Genomic DNA, 21,349 nt, shown 5'->3' with positions numbered 1-21,349 from the left:
AAGAGGGAACACCAACATTCAAACCAGGAAACCCTAATGTGCCAATCGATGAAACGGTGGCACCAACATTAGAAGGTGCAACTCCTGAAGGAAAAGTAGTAGTACCAGGAGAAGGAACATACACAGTTGACAAAGACGGTAAAGTAACGTTCACTCCAGAACCGCAATTCACAGGAACAGCAAAAGGAGTAACAGTAAAACGTGTAGATAAGAACGGAACACCAGTAACGGCTAAATACACACCAACAGTTACACCAGTAACACCAGAAGGAACACCTGCAGAAACAACAGGAATCCAAGGAGCAACACAAGAGGGAACACCAACATTCAAACCAGGAAACCCTAATGTGCCAATCGATGAAACGGTGGCACCAACATTAGAAGGTGCAACTCCTGAAGGAAAAGTAGTAGTACCAGGAGAAGGAACATACACAGTTGACAAAGACGGTAAAGTAACGTTCACTCCAGAACCGCAATTCACAGGAACAGCAAAAGGAGTAACAGTAAAACGTGTAGATAAGAACGGAACACCAGTAACGGCTAAATACACACCAACAGTTACACCAGTAACACCGACAGGTGAGAACTCAGAAACTGAAGGACCAAAAGCTAAGCCACAAACATCAACAATAGTGTTTGATAAGAAGGATCAAGACAATACTACAGTAAACTTCGATAAAGGACATGAAAATGTAGCATTAGATCCAACAACGACAACATTAGTTGGAAAAGATGGAAAACCTACTACAGAAGTGAAAGTTTCAGGGGAAGGTACTTATACATTAGCAAATAATGTTATAACATTCATACCAGAACCAAACTTCGTAGGAAAAGCTTCAGGAGTAACAGTACAAGTAAAAGATACGAATGGAACAGTATTAACTAAGACATATACACCAACAGTTCGTCCAGTTACAACATTTGTAGATGCTAAAGGAAATCCAATAACAGTTGATAAAAATAATGTTCCAGTAGTATCAGAATTAGATGGAACACAACCAAATAAAGTAATTCCAGGATACAAATTTGTAGAAACTAAGAAACTTCCAAATGGAGATACGGAACATGTCTACGAAAAAGTAACAACTTCATACAAAGATAAAGAAGGAAATGTAATTCCAGGAAATCCAACAGAAGAAGGCGAGCAACCAAATAAAGCAATCTCAGGATATAAATTTGTAGAAACTAAGAAACTTCCAAATGGAGATACAGAACATGTCTACGAAAAAGTAACAACTTCATACAAGGATAAAGAAGGAAATGTAATTCCAGGAAATCCAACAGAAGAAGGCGAGCAACCAAATAAAGCAATCTCAGGATATAAATTTGTAGAAACTAAGAAACTTCCAAATGGAGATACAGAACATGTCTACGAAAAAGTAACAACTTCATACAAGGATAAAGAAGGAAATGTAATTCCAGGAAATCCAACAGAAGCAGGAGAGCAACCAAATAAAGCAATCCCAGGATACAAATTTGTAGAGACTAAGAAACTTCCAAATGGAAATATTGAACACGTTTATGAAAAAGTAACTACAGAAAAAGGAATCATCAGAGATAAAGAAGGAAATCCAATTCCAGGATTTGAATATGCTGTGTTATCACCAGTGTTGGATATTCCAGAGTATGAATATGTAGAAACAGTAACTGATCCTGATGGAACAGTAAGACATATCTACAGACGAGTAGAAACATTACATAAAGATAAAGATGGAAATCCAATTCCAAATGTAACTCCGAAAGAAAAAGGAACTAAGGGAAGCCAAGCAATCCCAGGATATAGTTTAGTAGGAACTAAGAAACTACCAAACGGAGATACAGAGCATATTTACGAAAAAGTAAATGCTACTACAATATGGACAGATGAAGAAGGGAATCCATTAAAACCAACAGAAAACGGATTAATAGAAAATGGAAAAGTTTCAGGATATGAATTCGTAAGAACAGTGGTAGATAAAGATGGAAATGTTCACCATATCTTCAAAAAAGCAACACCTTCAATATCATCTACTCCAACAGTAGGAAAAGTTACAACATGGACAGATGAAGAAGGAAATTCAATTAAAGTAACTGAAAACGGAACTCGTGAACACGGAGTAATCTCGGGATATGAGTACGTAAGAACAGTAACAGATAACAATGGAAATGTCCGTCATATCTTCAGAAAAGTATCTTCAGTAGAAGCTAAAGGACAAGTTAAACGTTTAGCTAACACAGGAACAACTGAAACTAATACAGGTTTAGCTGGATTAGGTTTAGCATTGTTTGGTGGATTATTAGCTGCAACTAAACGTCGTAAAGACAAATAGAAAACTGAAGTAAGCATACTTTAAAAAATAAAAAAAAATTCTAGGTAGTATCTATATATTACCTAGAATTTTTGGTTGTATACTAAATCTGTAGTCTGGGAAGAATGTAAGCGTCCAATAACAAGGTATCTATCCTCCAAACATAAATTCCTCTATAATATAAACATAAAGAAAAAATAGAGGAAATAAAATGTTAAAACTGTACATTCTTATTATATCATTTTCATTTCCCATTTATCCCAAAATAAAAGATACTAACCGTTGAAATTTTTACTGAAAATACTATCTTTTTATAGTATAATAGAGTCAAACAAAAGAGGAGATATTTTATATGATTTCTAATGAAGCAGTAATACTTGAAGAAGTATTAAGTAAATTTGAAAAACTTTTAAATAGATACGAAGAAGATAAAATAAAATTTAACAAAACTGTTGAACTGTTAGACCATGAAAATTTCCTTCTTAAAGAACAGTTAGAATTTTTCAAGAGAAAATTATTCGGTAAATCTTCGGAAAAACAAAAGAGAATCCTAATCAAGTAAGTTTGTTTGATAATGAATGAACGACTAAACAAATTGAAGGAATCACTGTAGTAATGAGATATAATAAGAACGTGGAGAATTTAACGATGAAAGTAAAAAAAAACAGATAAAGGAATTATTAGGAATTCAAAGTGATGTTAATGTTATAAAGTATTCAAAAAATAATTTAGAGAAACATTTACTTAAAAGGAATCATATTGACGCTTTAAAGTATTTTGACAAGATAGAAGATATTTTAGAAGAGCCTGATTATGTAGGAATTAATCCTAATGAAAAATCGGAGTGCTTAGAATATATTAAGGTATTTGATGAAAATATTTTAGTGGCAATAAAATACATAGTTCAGAAGAATTCTATTACATTCCTAGTATGTACACGATAACTGATTATAAATTGCAATCACGTTTATTTAGCGGACGATTAAAAAAAGTTGACAAAAAAATAGATAGATAGTAAAATGTAGATAGTAAATGATATTAATTGAGGGCAGAAAGGGTTCCTGCCGCACCTGAAAAGGTACCTGAGATGCTGGATACACCGACCAGCCAATTAATAATCGTTAAAATCCACAAAGAGTCAAGTTTTCTTGGCTCTTTTTATATATATAAAATTAAGTTGATTAGATTTTCTAGGTTTTTTATTATGAAGTATAAATTATATAGGAGAATTTTTATATTATTTTGTATATTTTTATTTAGACTAAATTTCATATTTTTATTTTATCATTATTACAGCCCTTTTTTTTGGGAAATTTATGGGAAAAGTATCTAAATACCTGTTAAATTCTATTATTTTCTTGAATACTTCTGTTATATTTTGAAATACATCTAATATACTCTGATATACTGATAAATATACATTTTATATTTCTATTATAGTTCGTTATATTTCAAATTTAAAAGATGTATGTTATAATATACCTATAATCAAAAGGAAGAAATAAGGATGCTAATTAAATTTTCAGATAGATTTTATTATACAAAACAACGATATATGTATTTAGAACCAGCTCTTGGTTATGTAAAAGGAGAATATTTTTCTGTAATGTTAGATTCAGGAAATGGGCCTGCTCAAGTGGAGAATTTTTTGAATGAGTTAAAAGAGAATGATCTTCCTATGCCAAGTTATGTGATATTAACCCATCATCACTGGGATCATAGTTTTGGGGCTGCTTATTTGGATATTCCAGTAATAGCGACTGATAGAGCTAGAGATTCTTTAATTGAATTATCTCAGTTAGAATGGGATAAGGAAAGTTTGTATCAAAGAGTAAAAGATGGAACTGAAATAAAATATAGTGCAGATGTTATAAGAAGAGTTTATGAAAATCATGAAATAAAAATTAGAATTCCAGATATGCCGAAGATGGCGGATTTTAATTTGAATCTAGGGAAGATTAAATTAAATTGTTTATATAATGATAATTCTCATTCTAATGATGCATTTTTAATTTATATTCCAGAAGAAAAAGTGTTATTTTTAGGTGACAGCCACGCTAAAAATTATTATACAAAACCTATGGCATATAATAAACAAAAACTTCGCGATTATATAGATAAAATAACAGAACTTGATTTTGAACATGCTGTTCCTGGACATGGAAATATCTTTTCAAGAGAAGAATTGTTAGAATATCTAGAAAAAGAATATGCAAAAATGAGGTGATTTTATATGAATTTAATGATGTCTCTCGATTGGATTCTTTTAATTACGATGTCACTAGCTTTTTGTCAGCAGTTGTTTTCAAAAAAATTCAATTTTTTTGGAGTACTGTCATTGCTGAGTTTAGCGACATATATTGCTTTACATTCTTACTCGACAAGGTTAAGTATTTTTATCCTTCTAATCTTTATTGGAGGAATAGCTCTAATTGGGCTTGAAATGTTTATACCTGGTGGAATAGTTGGGACTGTAGGAATTATTACCGTAGTATATGCAATAATTTATGTGAATAAATCAACATATTATATTGCTTTTATACTTATAGTATCTCTAATTCTTGCGGTGATACTATATTATGTAAATCGAAATGTTTTCCATAAAAAACTGATGTTTTTAGATAGACTTGTCTTGAATGACTCTATTTCTACAGAAGATGGTTATGTAGCTAGCGAGAGTAGAGTAGAGTTAGTAGGGAAGAAATTAATAGCATATACAGATTTACGTCCTGCAGGAGTAGCTATATTAGATAATGAGAAGTTAGACGTGGTTACTGATGGGGATTTTATAGAAAAAGGTAATAAAATCGAAGTTATACGTGTTGAAGGAATGCGTATTGTAGTTAAGAAAATATAAATAAAATAAGGAGGTAGTATTATGCCAGAATTAGTATTTACAGGTATAATTGTGGTAGTAGTGCTGATTGTGCTATCAATCTTCTTTACTTTCTTTCCACTTGGTCTTTGGATCAGTGCGATTGCAGCAGGTGTAAAGGTAAGTATCTTCACACTTGTTGGTATGAGATTGAGACGTGTTATTCCAAGTAGAGTAATTAATCCGATGATTAAAGCACACAAAGCAGGATTGGCAGTTACTATTAATCAACTAGAAAGTCACTATTTAGCAGGAGGGAATGTGGATAGAGTAATTAATGCTCTTATCGCAGCTCATAGAGCTAATATAGTAAGTTTAACATTCGAACGTTGTGCGGCTATTGATTTAGCAGGACGTGATGTTCTTCAAGCTGTTCAAATGAGTGTTAACCCGAAAGTTATTGAAACACCATATATTGCTGGGGTTGCGATTAACGGTATTGAGGTTAAAGCGAAAGCGAGAATCACAGTTCGTGCAAATATTGAGCGACTTGTAGGGGGAGCTGGAGAAGAAACTGTTATTGCCCGTGTAGGTGAAGGTATCGTTTCTACAATTGGTTCTTCTGAATCACATACAGTAGTTTTAGAGAATCCGGATAGAATTTCTAAAACAATTTTGGATAAAGGATTAGATGCAGGTACTGCATTTGAGATCTTATCGATCGATATTCTGGATGTTGACATCGGTCAAAATATCGGTGCTAATTTACAAACTGAACAAGCTATTGCTGATAAGAATATAGCACAAGCGAAAGCTGAACAACGTCGAGCAATGGCAGTTGCAGCTGAGCAAGAGATGAAGGCTAGAATTCAAGAAATGCGTGCTAAAGTTGTAGAAGCTGAAGCTGAATTACCACTTGCTATGGCGAAAGCTTTTCAAGAAGGTAATTTAGGTATCATGGATTATATGAATTATAAAAATATCGAAGCTGATACAGGTATGAGAGATTCAATTAAACGTATGTCGCAACCTGAAGCAGGAGCAGGTAAATAATTAGATAAAAAGGAGGGTGTGAAATGTCGTTTTTAATTTTCGCAGCGCCAATAATATTTATCATAATTTTTGCTATTTTCGCAGTTGTCTTCGCTTCTGACAGTAAAAGATACAGAAAAAATTTAGATAATTCAAAACAGATGGAATTAGACAATGCTCGAGAGCAGGCGTTAAAAGTAGTGGAAGAAATGAAAAGAATCAAAGAGGCAGTAAGAAATGGCTTAAATGATTCTGAAATCAAAGAAGAGGCATTAGAGAATCAACAAGTTTATAAGGAAGATATATATGAACAACAGGTTGATAGTTCTACTGTAAATAAATACCAACAGTATTATAATGAAAATTATAATAGAGGAAAAAATAGATTTGATATACAAAGAAACTTTCAGCAAACATCAATTAAACAAGAGGATACAAAAAAACTAGAATTTTCTAAAGAGAATCTTGTTCGTGGGATATTAGCTAACGAGTATCTTAATAGAAATACTAGGAGGGGACGATAATGAACTCATTAATATTCATTTTTGTAATGTTTATTCTCTCATTAGTTTTTGATAAGCTTAAACAAGCTAAAGTAAAAAATGAAGAAATCCCTAAAAAGAAAAAAAAGGTGAAAATTTCTACTAACAAGGTAAGTAGCAATAATCCTAGAATTAAGGAAGAACCTTTAGAAAGAAAGCCTAGAGTTATAGTTGATAGAGAAAAAGAAATAGTTTCAAACACTTTAACTTTTGATAAAGAAAGAATTCTTAACGATATAATTTTTTCAGAAGTATTGTCAAAACCAAAAAGTAAAAGATAATAAATAGGAGGTGTAATATGAAAAAGCCATTTAACTATATTAGTTATTGTATTTATTCATTTATGCCTCTTTATTTTGTTTTGCTTATATACACATTTGTAAAAGAGGATACGGAAGCTTTACTTTTAACAATAGTACTTATAATTGTATCAATATCTGTATTAATGCTTCAAGTTAATAGTAAACCTACAAATATATTCGTGTGTGGAAAAAAAGAAATATCCAAACAAAATGGTATCGATCAATATTATTTAGTACTCATGATAATAGTTAACTTTTTGATTATTAATAATAAAATACATTTTTTATATAAAATAATAATTTTGGTAATTATATATTATGCATTATCATTAATGCTATTTAAATATAAAAATTATACATTAATATTATTAGGCTACAAAATGTACATAATTCGTGATAAAATAGTATATAGCAAGAAAAGTCAAGAAGAGATATATAAAATATTAAAAGATAAGAAGAATTTGCAGATAATAGAAGTATCTAATAATATTTATATTGAAAATGAAAAATATAGAATGACTAATTTTTATTGTAAAGACTTTTAGATAGAATTTACTTTAATTTCTATCTTTTAAATTAGTAAATTTAAGGAGAAGAAACAATGAGAGTTGTTGATATCATAGATAAGAAGAAAAAAAATAAAGAACTTACAAAGGCTGAAATTGAATTTTTACTAGATGGGTATCTTAAAGGAACTGTTCCTGATTATCAAATGAGTTCATTTTTAATGTCTGTTTATTTTAATAATATGACAAAAGATGAACTTACTAATTTTACATTAACTATGCGAGATTCTGGAGACACTATTTATTTTGATGATTTAGATCACTATCTTGTTGATAAACATTCTACAGGTGGTGTAGGAGATAAGGTTACGGTAGTTTTAGGACCAATCTTATCAGCTTTAGGCATGGCTGCGACAAAGTTATCTGGTAAAGGTTTAGGTCATACTGGAGGAACGATTGATAAATTCGAAGCTATTAGAAATTTTAAATTTAGTACAACCAAAGAAGAGTTAGTGGAAGTGGCTAGTAAAACTGGAGTAGGATTAATGGGTTATAGTGATAACATTGTACCATTAGATAAAAAAATCTATGCATTACGTGATGTCACTGCTACAGTAGACAGTATTCCATTAATTGCAAGTAGTATTATGAGTAAGAAACTGGCGATTCAATCTGACTTAATTATTTTAGATGTTAAAGTTGGTGACGGTGCTTTCATGAAAACTATTGAAGATGCAAGAGAACTGTCTTGTAGAATGGTTGAAATTGGAAATAGTGTAGGTAGAAAAACGATAGCCGTTCTAACTAATATGGAAGAACCATTAGGATATAATATTGGTAACGCTAATGAAATTATTGAAGGAATAGAGGCTTTAAAAGGAAACTGGTCTAGTGACCTAAAAGAAGTTGTTTACGAAATTGTTTATCTAGCATTAAAACACAAAGGTGAAGTTAAGACATTTGAAGAAGCAGCTAAAAAAATAGACGAAGTCATTACTAATGGACGTGCTTTAGAATTATTAAGACAGTTTATTGAATTAAGTGGTGGTGATGGTGAAGTAGTAAATAATTATGAATTACTACCGGCACCTAAATCGGTATTAGAGGTATTCTCAGAAGAAGAAGGTTTTGTTACAAAAATTAAAGCAGAAGAAATTGGTAAAGCAGCGATGGTAATTGGAGCTGGGCGTGCTACTAAAGAAGATGAGGTTGATCATGCTGTGGGAATTAAGCTTAAGAAAAAAGTTGGAGATAAGGTAGAAGAAGGTGATATTATTGCAATAATCTACTATAATGATGAAAAAAATGTTCAATCTAGTAAAAATATGGTATTAGATGCCTACGTTATTGGAAAAGAAAAAACAGAAAATACAAAAAATATATTAGAAGTAATAGAATAGAGGTAAAAAATGGGATTAAATAAGTATATAGATCATACGATTTTAAAAGCTACTGCTAGTAGCTCTGATATAAAAAAACTTTGCGCAGAAGCAATTGAACATGAATTTTATAGTGTTTGTGTTAATGGTTGTTACGTTTCAGATGCCAAGCATCTTTTACAAGGAACTGATGTGAAGGTTGCGGCTGTTGTAGGTTTCCCGTTAGGTGCAATGACTACTGCAGCAAAGGTTTTTGAAGCAAAAGAAGCTGTCGAAAATGGAGCAAGCGAAATAGATATGGTTATCAATATTGCTAAATTAAAAGATGGAGAATTTGAATTTGTTGAAAATGAAATACGTCAAATAAAAGAGGCAATTGGTGACAATGTTTTGAAAGTTATTATTGAAACTTGTTATTTAACTGATGAAGAAAAGGTTAAAGCTTGTGAGTTATCACTAGCAGCTAAAGCTGATTTTGTTAAAACTTCAACAGGATTTGGAACTGATGGAGCAACTTATGAAGATGTAAAATTGATGAAATCTGTTGTAGGTGACAATGCAAAAGTTAAAGCAAGTGGTGGAGTTAGAGATAAAGAAACTGCACAAAAATATGTTGATCTTGGAGCAGAAAGATTAGGAACAAGTTCAGGAATAGAGATTGTAAAATAATATAATTTAGTAAGGGTCTAAATATAAAAATGTTATTTTACTTATTGTAATTAAGAAATTTCTATAGATAAGATAAAAAGAATTAATTTAAACTGTTAAGAAGATAAAAAAGCTCAGATTAACATAAACAAACAATTTAAATCAGTCTCAGAGTATAATTTATAAAAGTTTATTTGATATCTAATAAATATAATAAGGAGCGATTTACTAGTAATGATTTTTTTAATCATATTATTAGGGGAACACTCCTTTTTTATTTGGTGTTAATTATTTAGTACATGTATATCTTTGTGTTTTCTAAAAGTGATAGTATTGTATTTATATATTAACAGGAAAAATAGAACATCATTTTTACTGTCTGTAAATAAGAAAAATTATTATTTGTAGCCTTACTTTGGGGTGTTTATTAAATTGTAATAGAAATATTATTTTGATAGAATAAAATTGTAATAATATGTATTTAGGAGCAAATGTTTTATGCGAGCACAAAATAAAAATAATAAAATTTTAAAGTTTTCAATAAGAAAATTATCATTTGGTGCAGCACCTGTTGTCATTGGAGCTCTTTTCTTCGGTAGTTATGCTCCAACTGATATTCATGCGAGTGATAATGGTATAAATGTTAATTATACATATCTAACTGAAAATGAACTTACAGAATCGGAAAAAAGTTTAATTAAAAATACTGTACCAAGCGATGTGAAAAACGGCGAAACATATTATATGATTTACAAAAAAGTAGATCAACTGTCTAATGATGTTGTACCAAAGGCGAAATCATTACCTAATACTGGAGAAAGTTCACTCCCATTAGCTGGCTTAGGTCTAGGAACAGCAGTTCTAGTGGTATTTCTAATATCAAAAAAACATAGAAATAAAGTACTTAGTGTTGTTTTGATTGGTAGTTTAGGACAGAGCGCTATAGTACCTTATCATTCTTTTGCTTTAGAAAACAAAGACCTAGTTCAATATAATACAAAAGCAACTATAAGCAATTCTTCTGAACTTGCTAAAGGTGTAATTCAAATAGTAGGATATAGATATATAGGATTTTTCACGCAAGACGATTTAGAAGAACATTCTCGAGTTACAGAAAAAATTCTTCCAAGTGAAACGAAAGAATCGTTAATTAAGCAGGATAAATCACTAATTAAAAAAGAAAAAGTTGAGGGAATTGAGGTACCTAAAATTGAATCCCACAAACAAGGTACAGAACTTTCAAAACCAAAGATTGAATATAAAATAACACCTGAAGAAGGAGTACTCAATGTATCTGTAAATAAACCAGAACTAAGATCAACTGTTGAAGTTATCCCTTATGAAACGATTATAAGATATGATAATACATTACCTAAAGGGGTTACTAAAGTTACTAATGAAGGTGTTAATGGGGAGAAAGTGGTATTTAGCGAAGTAACTACAGTTGATGGGAAAGAAATTAGTAAAATCATTAAATCTTCTGTTACCAAGAATGTTGTCAATAAAGTTATTGCTGTCGGTACTTTAGAAGTAGCAAAAGGTAAATCATTAGTACAGCCAGAAAAACCAAAAGGAGTGGTAAGTGAGAAAGGTGAATCGCTAGTACAGCTGGAGAATCCGAAAGGAGTGGTAAGTGAGAAAGGCGAATCATTAGTACAGCCAGAGAATCCAGAAGGGGTAGTAAGCAAGAAAGGTGAATCGTTAGTACAACCAGAGAATCCAAAGGGAGTAGTAAGTGAGAAAGGCGAATCGTTAGTGCAACCAGAGAATCCAAAAGGGGTAGTAAGTGAGAAAGGCGAATCGTTAGTACAACCAGAGAATCCAGAAGGGGTAGTAAGTGAGAAAGGCGAATCCTTAGTACAGCCGGAGAATCCGAAAGGAGTAGTAAGCGAGAAAGGTGAATCGTTAGTGCAACCGGAGAATCCGAAAGGAGTAGTAAGCGAGAAAGGCGAATCATTGGTACAGCCAGAGAATCCAGAAGGGGTAGTAAGTGAAAAAGGCGAGGCGCTAGTTCAACCGGAGAATCCGGAAGGGATAGTAAGTGAGAAAGGCGAATCGTTGGTTCAGCCAGAGAATCCAGTAAAAGAAATTCCAAAAGAGAAAAAAATACCTGTATTAACATTATCTAAGATTGAAGAACATACTCTTAATCGTTCTGCTGACTTGACATATACCTTAGAAAATGAGGATTCAGTAGAGATTAAATCAATTGTTGCAGAAGTCCGTGATGGTGAAAATGTAGTTAAACAATTAGATTTAACTACATCTAAATTAAAAGATATTGCAGATAATCTAAAATTGTATAAAGACTATATTGTTAGAACAACTATGGTTTATAATCGAGGAAAAGTAGATGAGACTTCAGTATTAGAAGAGAGACCACTAAGGCTTGATTTAAAAAAAGTTGAAGTTAAAAATATCAAAGAAACAAGTTTGATACATGTTAACGAACAAGGTGAGGAATCTGATAGTAGTTTATTAAACGCTATTCCAGAAAATATAAAAGAATATTATTTGAAAGTGACTTCTCGTGATAATAAAACAACCAAGCTTGCTATTGATAAAATAGAAGAAGTAAAAGTTGGAGAAGATTGGTTTTATAAAGTTAGTGCAAAAGCTCAAGATTTAGTGCGAAGAACGAGTGAAAATAAAATAGAAGATACTTATTCTTATTATATTGCGAAACCAAAACCACATATTGGTGATGTGTACTATGATTTTAAAGATTTAATAGAAGCCATGCAAAAAACTCCTGCAGGAACATTCAAACTTGGGGCTGATTTAAGCGCGGTTAGTATAAAACCACTAGGGAAATCTTATGTTACTCAGAAATTTACAGGAACATTAACAAGTGTTGATGATAAACATTATTCTATTCATAATTTAGTGCATCCTTTATTTAGTAACTTAGAAAATGCAACTATTAAAAATATAAACTTAGAGAATGTGAATATTAATCTACCAGGGGAAAATAACGTTGCTACACTTGCTCAGATAGTAAAAGGGGGCACTATTGAAAATATTAAAGTAACGGGTAGTGTCACTGGAGCAAATGAAGTAGCTGGTATTGTTAATAAGCTAGATGAAGGGAAAATGACTAATATTGCATACATTGGTAAAGTACATGCTACTGGTAATAAAGGTTGGAACCTTGCCGGAATAGCAGGCGATGTTTGGCGTGGTAATATTGAAAAAGCCTATGTTGATGCTGAAATTACGGGTGATAGATCACGAACAGGAGGAATAGCAGGTAACATAAGTCATGGCTTAAATTCTGATGGTATAGGTAGATGGGGATATATAAGAAATTCCGTAGCAAAAGGTATTATTGATGTTCCTAATAGCGGAGAAAATGGTGGGCTTATAGGTAAAAACTGGCCTTGGGCTGTCATTGAAAATACCGTTACAATGATGGATGTTAAGAAAGGTGACGTGTTCTTTGGATCAAATGACATGGACAATGAATATGTTACTGATTGGGTTGTTAATAAGAATTTCACTGTAACAGGTATTAGTAAAGGTGGAAAAACTCATAGAAATTCTCATAGAATCAAAGATATTACTAAAGATGAAGCAGATGCGAAAATTCAAGCTATGATGATCACTGCTGATAAATTAATTAGTACACAACCAATTGTAGATAAGCTTAACAACAAGGTTTCTTATGAAAATGAATATAAAAATATTCAAGATTACCAAGATAAGCGTGATCAGGCATATCGTAATATAGAAAAACTACAACCATTTTATAATAAAGATTGGATTGTAAACCAAGGTAATAAATTAGATGAAAATTCTAATCTTGTAACTAAGAGAGTTTTATCGGTAACAGCTATGAAGGATACAGAATTTGTAACAGATTCAGAAAATGCTAATAAAATCATGATTCATTATGCTGATGGAACAAAAGAATTGTTTAATATTTCGGTAAAAGATTCTCAAGTAGCTCAAGTGAAAGAATATAGTATAGAAAACTTAGGAGATATAGTATATACGCCGAATATAGTTATTAAAAATAGAGATACTTTAGAAGCTAAAGTGAAAGAATTATTGCTATCTGTTGAGTTACAGTCTCAAGCTGTTCGTAATATACTTGAAAAGAGAGATACTAGAAATGATCCTACAGCTAATAGTGAAGCGCGTCAAAATGGATATATTCGTGATTTATTCTTAGAAGAAAGCTTTAAGGAAGTCAGGGATAATATTGATAAGTTTGTTAAAAAACTTGTAGAAAATGAAGAACATCAATTAAATGATGATGAATCTGCAAAACGAGCATTAATTAAAAAAGTAGAATTAAATAAAACTAATATTATGCTTGGATTAACATATCTAAATAGATATTACGGAATTAAATATAATGGTGTGAATATAAAAGATATGATGACTTTCAAACCTGATTTCTATGGAAAAAATGTTGATGTACTTGATAGACTTATCAAAATTGGTTCTAAAGAAAGTTATATAAAAGGTGATCGTACAAATGACGCCTATCGTGAAGTTATAGCTGGTGGTACTGGAAAAGGTAATTTACATGAATTTTTAAATTATAATATGAAATTATTCACAGCGGATACAAATTTAAATGATTGGTTTAAACATGCAACAGAAAATAATGTTTATATATCTGAACCTACTACCACAACTCAAGACTTTGTAAACAAAAAACATAGAGTTTATGATGGTTTAAACAACGGTATACACGGGCGTATGATTTTACCGTTATTGAATTTAAAAAATGCTCATATATTCTTGATTTCAACATATAATACTTTAGCGTACAGTTCTTTTGAAAAATATGGAAAATATACAGAAGAAGAACGAAATAAATTTAAAGCAAAAATTGATGAAGTTGCAAATGCACAACAACGATACTTAGACTTCTGGTCTCGTTTAGCATTGTCATCAGTTCGAAATAGATTATTGAAGAGTGATAATATGGTACCAACTGCAGTTTGGGATAACCAAAATTATAATGGTGGTTCTAACCGTTATGGATTTGCGAATAATGGTAGAGATGTAGTAGCTCCTGTACGTGAGTTATATGGACCAACATGGCGTTATCACAATACAAATGGAAACATGGGTGCTATGGCTAGAATCTATGGATCTCCAAACAATGATGATGCAGTGTTTTTTATGGTGACAGATATGATTAGTCAATTTGGTATTTCGGCATTTACTCATGAAACAACCCATGTAAATGACCGCTTGGTGTATTATGGAGGAAATTGGCATCGTGAAGGTACAGATCTTGAGGCGTATGCACAAGGTATGCTACAAACACCTGACAGTTCTACGACAAATGGAGAATACGGAGCTCTAGGGTTAAATATGGCATATGTTCGACCAAACAATGGAGATCAATGGTATAATTATGATCCTAATAAATTAAAAAACAGACAAGAAATAGATGACTATATGAAACGTTACAATGAAGCTATGATGATGCTAGATCAATTAGAAGCTGATGCAGTTATTAGTAAACGACTAACTGATAATAGTAAATGGTTTAGAAAAATAGATAAAGAATACCGTTATAAAGATGAATATAATAAATTGACAGAACCAAATCAATGGGATAAAGTACGAGATTTGAGAGATGAAGAAAAAACTAAACAATTAACTTCTATTAATGATTTGGTAGACAATAACTTTGCGACTAAGCATGGTGTTGGAAATGGGCGTTATCGACCTGAAGACTTGATGCCAAATTCTGCTTATGTAAATGTAAATATGATGGCAGGTATCTATGGAGGTAATTCAAGCGATGGAGCACCTGGTTCATTATCATTTAAACATAATGCATTCCGTATGTGGGGGTACTATGGTTATGAAGATGGATTTACTAGTTATGTTTCAAATAAATACAAAGATGCAGCTAATAAAGAAAAATTACCAACATTAAGTGATAAGTACATTATTAAAAAAGTTTCTAAAGGAACATTTGAAACCCTTGAAGCATGGAAAAAACATTGGTATGGAGAAGTCTTAGCGAAAGCAAAACATGGCTTTGCTGAGATAGATATTGATAATGTACATGTGACCTCTTATGATCAATTACAACAAGTGTTTAATGATGCAGTTCAAAAAGATTTAGACCAAATGACTAAGACTGGTAAAGAATATTATGGAAATACAGTTTCACTTAAAACTAAGGTGTTTAAACAACTTCTTAAAGTTACAGATGGATTTACGGAAAATATTTTTAAATAAGGAAATGAGCTTATTCATAGATTAATTTAATCTTATAAGAACTCTATTGAAAGGAATTCGAATTCATAAGAGAATCTATAGACATTAGGGATATTTATATCTTAATTCGTTTTATAAAAGTTCTTTGAATATCTAATAAATTATTGCGTGAGGTGACTCTACAAAATCGATTTTGTAGAGTCATTTCTTTTTTTATTGTTTTATTATTAATTTTTAATAAAAGTTAAAGAGAACGAGTAATAGATGAATTTTAAAAGTAAATTTTAGTAAGTAATTAAAGAGAAAGTTACCTTGAAAACTAATAATAAGTAGGTGAACGGTGTTTTTTATAGATAATTCTACCTATTTATAGTATAATAAAAGATGGTTTATTATGGTGTGTAGCAAGCATTATTGTTTTAGATATGCACACGCAGGAGATTGTGGACTATATAGAAAGAGTCTGTAGAATAATAATATAAAAAATTATAGAGGAGATTTTAAATGTTACCAAAGTCATTTGAACAATATAAATTTAATGAATTTGTAAATAAGGCAGTAATAGATTTAGGATTTGATAATCCAACAAAAATTCAAGAGAGAGTATTCTCACCAGTACTAAAAGGGAAGAATATAGTAGCAAAATCACAAACAGGAAGCGGGAAAAGTCATTCTTTCCTACTACCAATTTTTAGTAAATTAGATGTAACTAAGAAAAAAACACAAAGTATTATTTTAGCTCCAACTAGGGAACTATCAAGACAATTATATGATATGGCAGTACATATTGCTAGTTTTAGTGAAGAAGATATTAAGATTACATTATGTATTGGTGGGCAAGATTTAAATAGAGATATTGAAAGAGTATCAAATGCTCCACATATTATTATCGGAACACCTACACGTGTATTAGAATTAGATAGAGCAAGTGCTTTAGCTATTAAAGAAGTTGAGAGTCTTGTAATCGATGAATGTGATATGATGATCGATTTAGGATTCATGGAAGATGTTGATAAAATATCTAAAAGAGCAGCGGAAAACTGTCAATTTTTAGTATTCTCAGCAACTATTCCAACACAAATGAATCATTTCTTGAAAAAATATTTAAAGAATGCACAGTATATCGAAGTAGATAATGCGAAATTTGGAAAAATCGAATATATTTTAATTCCAGAGAAAAGTTCATCTCGTTTAGAAAAATTACATGAAATTACTACAGTTATTAACCCATACTTAGCGCTTATTTTTGCTAATAAGAAAACTGAGGTAGAAGAGGTAAGTAGTTACCTTATTTCTAAAGGATTAAATGTAGGTGTACTTCACGGAGATTTAACACCACGTGAACGTAAGCAAATGCAAAGAAGAATTAATAATCTAGACTTCACTTATGTTGTAGCTAGTGATTTAATGAGTCGTGGAATTGACATTGAAGGAGTGAGTCATGTAATTAACTTCAATATTCCGAATGATTTAGATTTCTTTATTCACAGAGCGGGTCGTACTGGTCGTGCTGGATTAAGTGGAGACTGTATTACAATTTATAACAACAAAGATGAAGAAAAACTACAAGATTTAGAAAAACGTGGTATTGAATTTAATCACCAAGATATTAGAAATGGTGAGTTTGTTGGAGCTAAAGACAGAAATAAACGTCAAAGTAGGAAGAAAGTCGTAGCCGATCACAACTTAACTGAGAAATTAAAATCAAAAGTTAAAGTATCTAAGAAAGTTAAACCAGGATATAAGAAAAAATATAAATATAAAATGGATAAACTTAAACAAAAAGAAAGAAGAAAATTTGCTAAACGCAGCAATAGAGCAAATAGAGGTAAATAATGAAGAACTTAAAAATTGGATCACATGTATCAATGTCAGGAAAAGAGATGATGCTTGGTTCTGTAAAAGAAGCAGCTAGTTATGATAGCGATACTTTTATGATCTATACAGGAGCTCCTCAAAATACAAAAAGAAAACCAATTGAGGAATTGCGTATAGAAGAAGCTCATAAGCTAATGAAAGAAAAAAATATAAGTGATATTGTAGTGCATGCACCTTATATTATTAACTTAGCAAATACTATAAAACCAGAAATTTATCAACTTGCTGTTGACTTCTTGAGATTAGAGATAGAAAGAACTGAAAAAATTGGTGCTAAAAATATTGTTCTACACCCAGGGTCACACGTTAAGGCGGGAGCTGATGTAGGTATAGCAAGTATTGTTAAGGGATTAAATGAAGTTTTAACAAAAGATATGAAACCTAATATCGCTCTGGAAGTTATGGCTGGAAAAGGTAGTGAATGTGGTAGAACATTTGATGAAATTGCTCAAATTATTGATGGAGTTACATTAAATGAGAAACTAACAGTAACTTTTGATACTTGTCACGTTTTTGAAGGCGGATATGATATAGTTAATGATTTAGATGGGGTACTTACTGAGTTTGATAAGATAGTAGGATTAGATAGAATTCAAGTTTTACATATCAATGACAGTAAAAATACATTAGGTGCGCATAAAGATCGCCATGAAAATATTGGATATGGTGGAATTGGATTTGATGCAATAAATAGAATTATACACCTAGAGGAATTTGCTAATATTCCTAAAATTTTAGAGACGCCTTGGTATGGTGAGAAGAAAGATATTGCACCTTATAAAGATGAAATAGCAATGTTAAGAAATAAGGCATTTGTGGACTTTAAAAAATAAAAAGTACAGGAGGTTACTTATGATTACATCAGAAGAAAAAGTTGATAAAATAATGAAGCTTTTAAAAGAAAAAGGATATAAATATACAGATAAACGAAAAGCTATGGTAGAACTATTAGTTAAAGAAGATAGATATATCAATGCAAAGTATGTATCTGAGACAGTTGGAAAGATGTATCCTGGATTGAGTTTTGATACAATATATAGAAATCTAAGTACATATGAAGAATTAGGAATTTTAGAAACAACAGAAATTAAAGGTGAAAAATATTTTAAAATAGGTTGTTTAGAACCTGATCATCACCATCATCATCATATATGTTTAGGGTGTGGTAAGGCAAAAATAATTCATGTCCATGTATGTGATAATTTAGAAATAGAAGAATTGAAAGGTTATCAAATTGATGGTCATAAATTTGAAGTTTATGGTTTGTGTCCTGATTGTTTGAAAAAAGAGGATAAGAAATAATGTTTGAAGGTATTTTACCAATTTACAAGGAACGTGGAATTACAAGTCACGATGTTGTGTTTAAATCTAGGAAAATTCTTCAAATGAAAAAAATTGGGCATTCGGGTACATTAGATCCTGAAGTGGATGGAGTATTATTACTATTACTTGGTGGAGCTACAAAAGTAAGTGATTATGCTATGGATTTAGGGAAAAGCTATAGAGCAGAAGTTTGCCTAGGACTTAAGACTACTACTGAAGATTTTACTGGTGAAGTAATAGAAGAATGTAAAGTAAGTGATATTAACGTTAATGAGATAAAGGAGATTTTATCTTCTATGATTGGAGAAATAGAACAAACCCCACCTATTTATTCTGCAATTAAAGTTAATGGTAAGAAACTTTATGAGTACGCTAGAAGAGGTCAATTTGATGTAGAAATTCCAACGAGAAAAGTAAATATATATGATATTACTTTTATTGAGAATAGTGAATACTATAAAGATGATAAGTTTTATTTTTCAATAGATATAGATTGCGGTAAAGGAACATATGTTAGAACAATTGCAACTAGTATTGGAGAAAAGCTTAATTTGCCTAGTACGATGAGTAAATTAACAAGAACTAGAAGCGGTGAAATAACTTTAGAAAATTGTTTAAAACTATCTGAAGTTGAACAAAAAGTTCAAGAAGGAAATTTAGAACAAAGTCTTTTAAGAAAAGAATATGCTCTAGAAGAGTATCAATTTGTAGAAATACCAAAGTATAGAGCGCAACAAGTAATGAACGGATTAAGGTTTAGAAAAAATCAATTCCCGGATTATGATTTTACAAATGGAATAGTTTTTACATATGAGAATGAGGCAATTGCAATTTATCATCTAAAAGATAAAGATGATGAGTTATTATCTGTAAAAACAACATTTCCAAAAATAATAGAGTAGGTAGATGAAGATGGAAATATTTAATATTTCAGATATAAGTGAGATTAAGGAAGAAAATAAAAAGAGAGTTGCAGCATTGGGCTTTTTTGATGGTATTCATAAAGCGCATCAGAAAATAATTGGGGATGCTGTGAAAGAAGCAGGAGAAGAATTTATATCGGTAGTAATAACTTTAGATAAAAGTCCAAAAGAATATTTTGGTAAAACTAGCGAGGAATCTCTTACACCGATAAATAAAAAAAATGAGCTTTTAAAAGAATTAGGTGTTGAAGAAGTTTACTATTTAGAATTTAATGAACATTTACAAAATCTATCGGCTGAAGAATTTATAAATAATATCTTGAAAAAATTAAATGTAGACAAGGTTTTTTGTGGATTTGATTATAGATTTGGTTTCAAAGGATTAGGAACACCAGATTTGATAAAAGATAGTGGTATAGAAGTAATGATTCAAGAAAAACAAAAAATAGATGAGGAAAAAATATCTACGACTGTATTAAAAGAATTCGTTAGAAACGGTGAATTTTTAAAATATAAAGAATATACAGGAAGATTTTATTCTATTTCTGGTTTAGTAGTGAAAGGTAGGCAACTGGGAAGAACAATTAATTTCCCGACTGCTAATCTTGAATTGGACGATAAATATCTTTTACCTGAGATGAATGGTGTCTATATAACTAAGATTAAAGTTAATAATAAGATTTATAAATCTGTTACAAATATTGGTTATAATCCAACGGTTTCAGATGAAAAAAATAAAAAATTTATAGAAACACATATTTTAGATTTTGACGAAGATATATATGGAGAAAAAATTGAAATTTACTTCTATGAATTTTTACGAAAAGAACAAAAATTCGAAAGTTTTGATCACTTAAAAGAACAACTAAAGCTAGATAAAAAAACTTGCGAAGAAAAAGATTACTAAAATCTTGATTATTGTACTGATTTTAAATGTTATCTCTTGAATTATATTAAAAAATGTTGTACAATAACTAATGTTCCTTATTCGTGGTATAGAAACCCTCCAGGTTCTTCACTAGGATTAAGGTCGCAAAAATAAAATTATATGGAGGAAATTGCAATGGCAGCAATTAGTCAAGAAAGAAAACAAGAAATTATCGCTCAATACCGTACTCACGAATCAGATACTGGTTCTCCAGAAGTACAAATCGCAGTATTAACTGCAGAAATCGATGCTTTAACTGAGCACTTAAACACTCACAAAAAAGATCACGCAGGTCGTCGTGGATTACTTAAAAAAGTTTTCCGTCGTCGTCACTTACTAGATTACTTAATTAAGAAAGATATCCAAAGATACCGTGAATTAATTAAATCTCTAGGATTAAGAAGATAATTTTTAAAAACCTTATAGGAAAGCCGTTCGATAGTGTTCGGCTTTCCATTTTTCTACTGACTTTAGTCAGTTGAGGAGGCGAAGTCTCCGAAATAAAAAACCACCTGCTATGCGGGTGCGAGTCAAGAGTTAAACAATTGAAAAATCATCCTTTCTTGATAAAATAAGAGTAGTTCAAGCTC

18 protein-coding genes are annotated in these 21,349 nt (G+C 31.0%); all 18 read left to right on the top strand.

The features are described from left to right. On the top strand, positions 1-2,309 hold a 2,309-nt coding region (locus RWQ74_RS06955), incomplete at its 5' end, for an LPXTG cell wall anchor domain-containing protein (RefSeq protein ID WP_314397553.1). A gap of 331 nt (positions 2,310-2,640) precedes the next feature. Then, positions 2,641-2,850 carry a hypothetical protein gene (locus RWQ74_RS06950; protein WP_314397552.1) on the top strand — a complete coding sequence of 70 codons (210 nt, stop codon included), beginning with the start codon at positions 2,641-2,643 and terminating at the stop codon, positions 2,848-2,850. Positions 2,851-2,956: 106 nt separating this feature from the next. Further along, on the top strand, positions 2,957-3,232 hold the full coding sequence (locus RWQ74_RS08715) for a hypothetical protein (protein WP_399540748.1): 276 nt from the start codon (positions 2,957-2,959) through the stop codon (positions 3,230-3,232). Positions 3,233-3,795: 563 nt separating this feature from the next. After that, complete coding sequence (locus RWQ74_RS06945; protein WP_314397551.1) at positions 3,796-4,515, top strand: MBL fold metallo-hydrolase; 720 nt, start codon at positions 3,796-3,798, stop codon at positions 4,513-4,515. Positions 4,516-4,521: 6 nt separating this feature from the next. Beyond that, positions 4,522-5,145, top strand: a complete 624-nt coding sequence (locus RWQ74_RS06940) for an NfeD family protein (protein WP_314397550.1) — start codon at positions 4,522-4,524, stop codon at positions 5,143-5,145. A gap of 21 nt (positions 5,146-5,166) precedes the next feature. Then, entirely contained in the window at positions 5,167-6,156 is a 990-nt protein-coding gene (gene floA / locus RWQ74_RS06935; RefSeq protein ID WP_314397549.1) for a flotillin-like protein FloA, read from the top strand. A gap of 23 nt (positions 6,157-6,179) precedes the next feature. Then, positions 6,180-6,659, top strand: a complete 480-nt coding sequence (locus RWQ74_RS06930; protein ID WP_314397548.1) for a crotonobetainyl-CoA--carnitine CoA-transferase — start codon at positions 6,180-6,182, stop codon at positions 6,657-6,659. Further along, positions 6,659-6,958 (top strand): hypothetical protein, encoded by a 300-nt coding sequence (locus RWQ74_RS06925; RefSeq protein WP_314397547.1) that lies wholly within the window; start codon positions 6,659-6,661, stop codon positions 6,956-6,958. Before RWQ74_RS06930 ends, RWQ74_RS06925 begins: the two co-directional genes overlap by 1 nt. A 17-nt stretch (positions 6,959-6,975) precedes the next feature. Next, positions 6,976-7,524, top strand: a complete 549-nt coding sequence (locus RWQ74_RS06920; protein ID WP_314397546.1) for a hypothetical protein — start codon at positions 6,976-6,978, stop codon at positions 7,522-7,524. Positions 7,525-7,580: 56 nt separating this feature from the next. Next, a complete protein-coding gene (locus RWQ74_RS06915; protein WP_314397545.1) occupies positions 7,581-8,885 on the top strand; it encodes a thymidine phosphorylase in 1,305 nt (434 codons plus the stop codon). Positions 8,886-8,894: 9 nt separating this feature from the next. Continuing rightward, positions 8,895-9,533 (top strand): deoxyribose-phosphate aldolase, encoded by a 639-nt coding sequence (gene deoC, locus RWQ74_RS06910; protein ID WP_314397544.1) that lies wholly within the window; start codon positions 8,895-8,897, stop codon positions 9,531-9,533. A gap of 477 nt (positions 9,534-10,010) precedes the next feature. Beyond that, positions 10,011-15,728 (top strand): ZmpA/ZmpB/ZmpC family metallo-endopeptidase, encoded by a 5,718-nt coding sequence (locus RWQ74_RS06905; protein ID WP_314397543.1) that lies wholly within the window; start codon positions 10,011-10,013, stop codon positions 15,726-15,728. Between the two features lie 483 nt (positions 15,729-16,211). Next, positions 16,212-17,543 carry a DEAD/DEAH box helicase gene (locus RWQ74_RS06900; protein WP_314397541.1) on the top strand — a complete coding sequence of 444 codons (1,332 nt, stop codon included), beginning with the start codon at positions 16,212-16,214 and terminating at the stop codon, positions 17,541-17,543. Beyond that, the gene (locus RWQ74_RS06895; protein ID WP_314397540.1) at positions 17,543-18,418 is read left to right on the top strand and encodes a deoxyribonuclease IV; all 876 of its coding nucleotides are present in this window, start codon (positions 17,543-17,545) and stop codon (positions 18,416-18,418) included. Before RWQ74_RS06900 ends, RWQ74_RS06895 begins: the two co-directional genes overlap by 1 nt. A gap of 19 nt (positions 18,419-18,437) precedes the next feature. Continuing rightward, positions 18,438-18,887 carry a Fur family transcriptional regulator gene (locus tag RWQ74_RS06890; protein WP_314397539.1) on the top strand — a complete coding sequence of 150 codons (450 nt, stop codon included), beginning with the start codon at positions 18,438-18,440 and terminating at the stop codon, positions 18,885-18,887. Next, positions 18,887-19,810 carry a tRNA pseudouridine(55) synthase TruB gene (gene truB / locus RWQ74_RS06885; protein WP_314397538.1) on the top strand — a complete coding sequence of 308 codons (924 nt, stop codon included), beginning with the start codon at positions 18,887-18,889 and terminating at the stop codon, positions 19,808-19,810. The genes RWQ74_RS06890 and truB overlap by 1 nt, the downstream gene beginning before the upstream one ends. Positions 19,811-19,820: 10 nt before the next feature. Further along, a complete protein-coding gene (locus RWQ74_RS06880) occupies positions 19,821-20,738 on the top strand; it encodes a bifunctional riboflavin kinase/FAD synthetase (RefSeq protein WP_314397537.1) in 918 nt (305 codons plus the stop codon). A 156-nt stretch (positions 20,739-20,894) separates the two neighbouring features. Then, a complete protein-coding gene (rpsO, locus tag RWQ74_RS06875; RefSeq protein WP_314086061.1) occupies positions 20,895-21,167 on the top strand; it encodes a 30S ribosomal protein S15 in 273 nt (90 codons plus the stop codon). Positions 21,168-21,349: the final 182 nt, after the last annotated feature.

This window comes from uncultured Gemella sp. (assembly GCF_963525165.1).
Classification (GTDB): Bacteria; Bacillota; Bacilli; order Staphylococcales; family Gemellaceae; genus Gemella.
The sequence above is the reverse complement of the archived record's forward strand: the minus strand, read 5'-3'. Positions and strand labels throughout refer to the sequence as shown.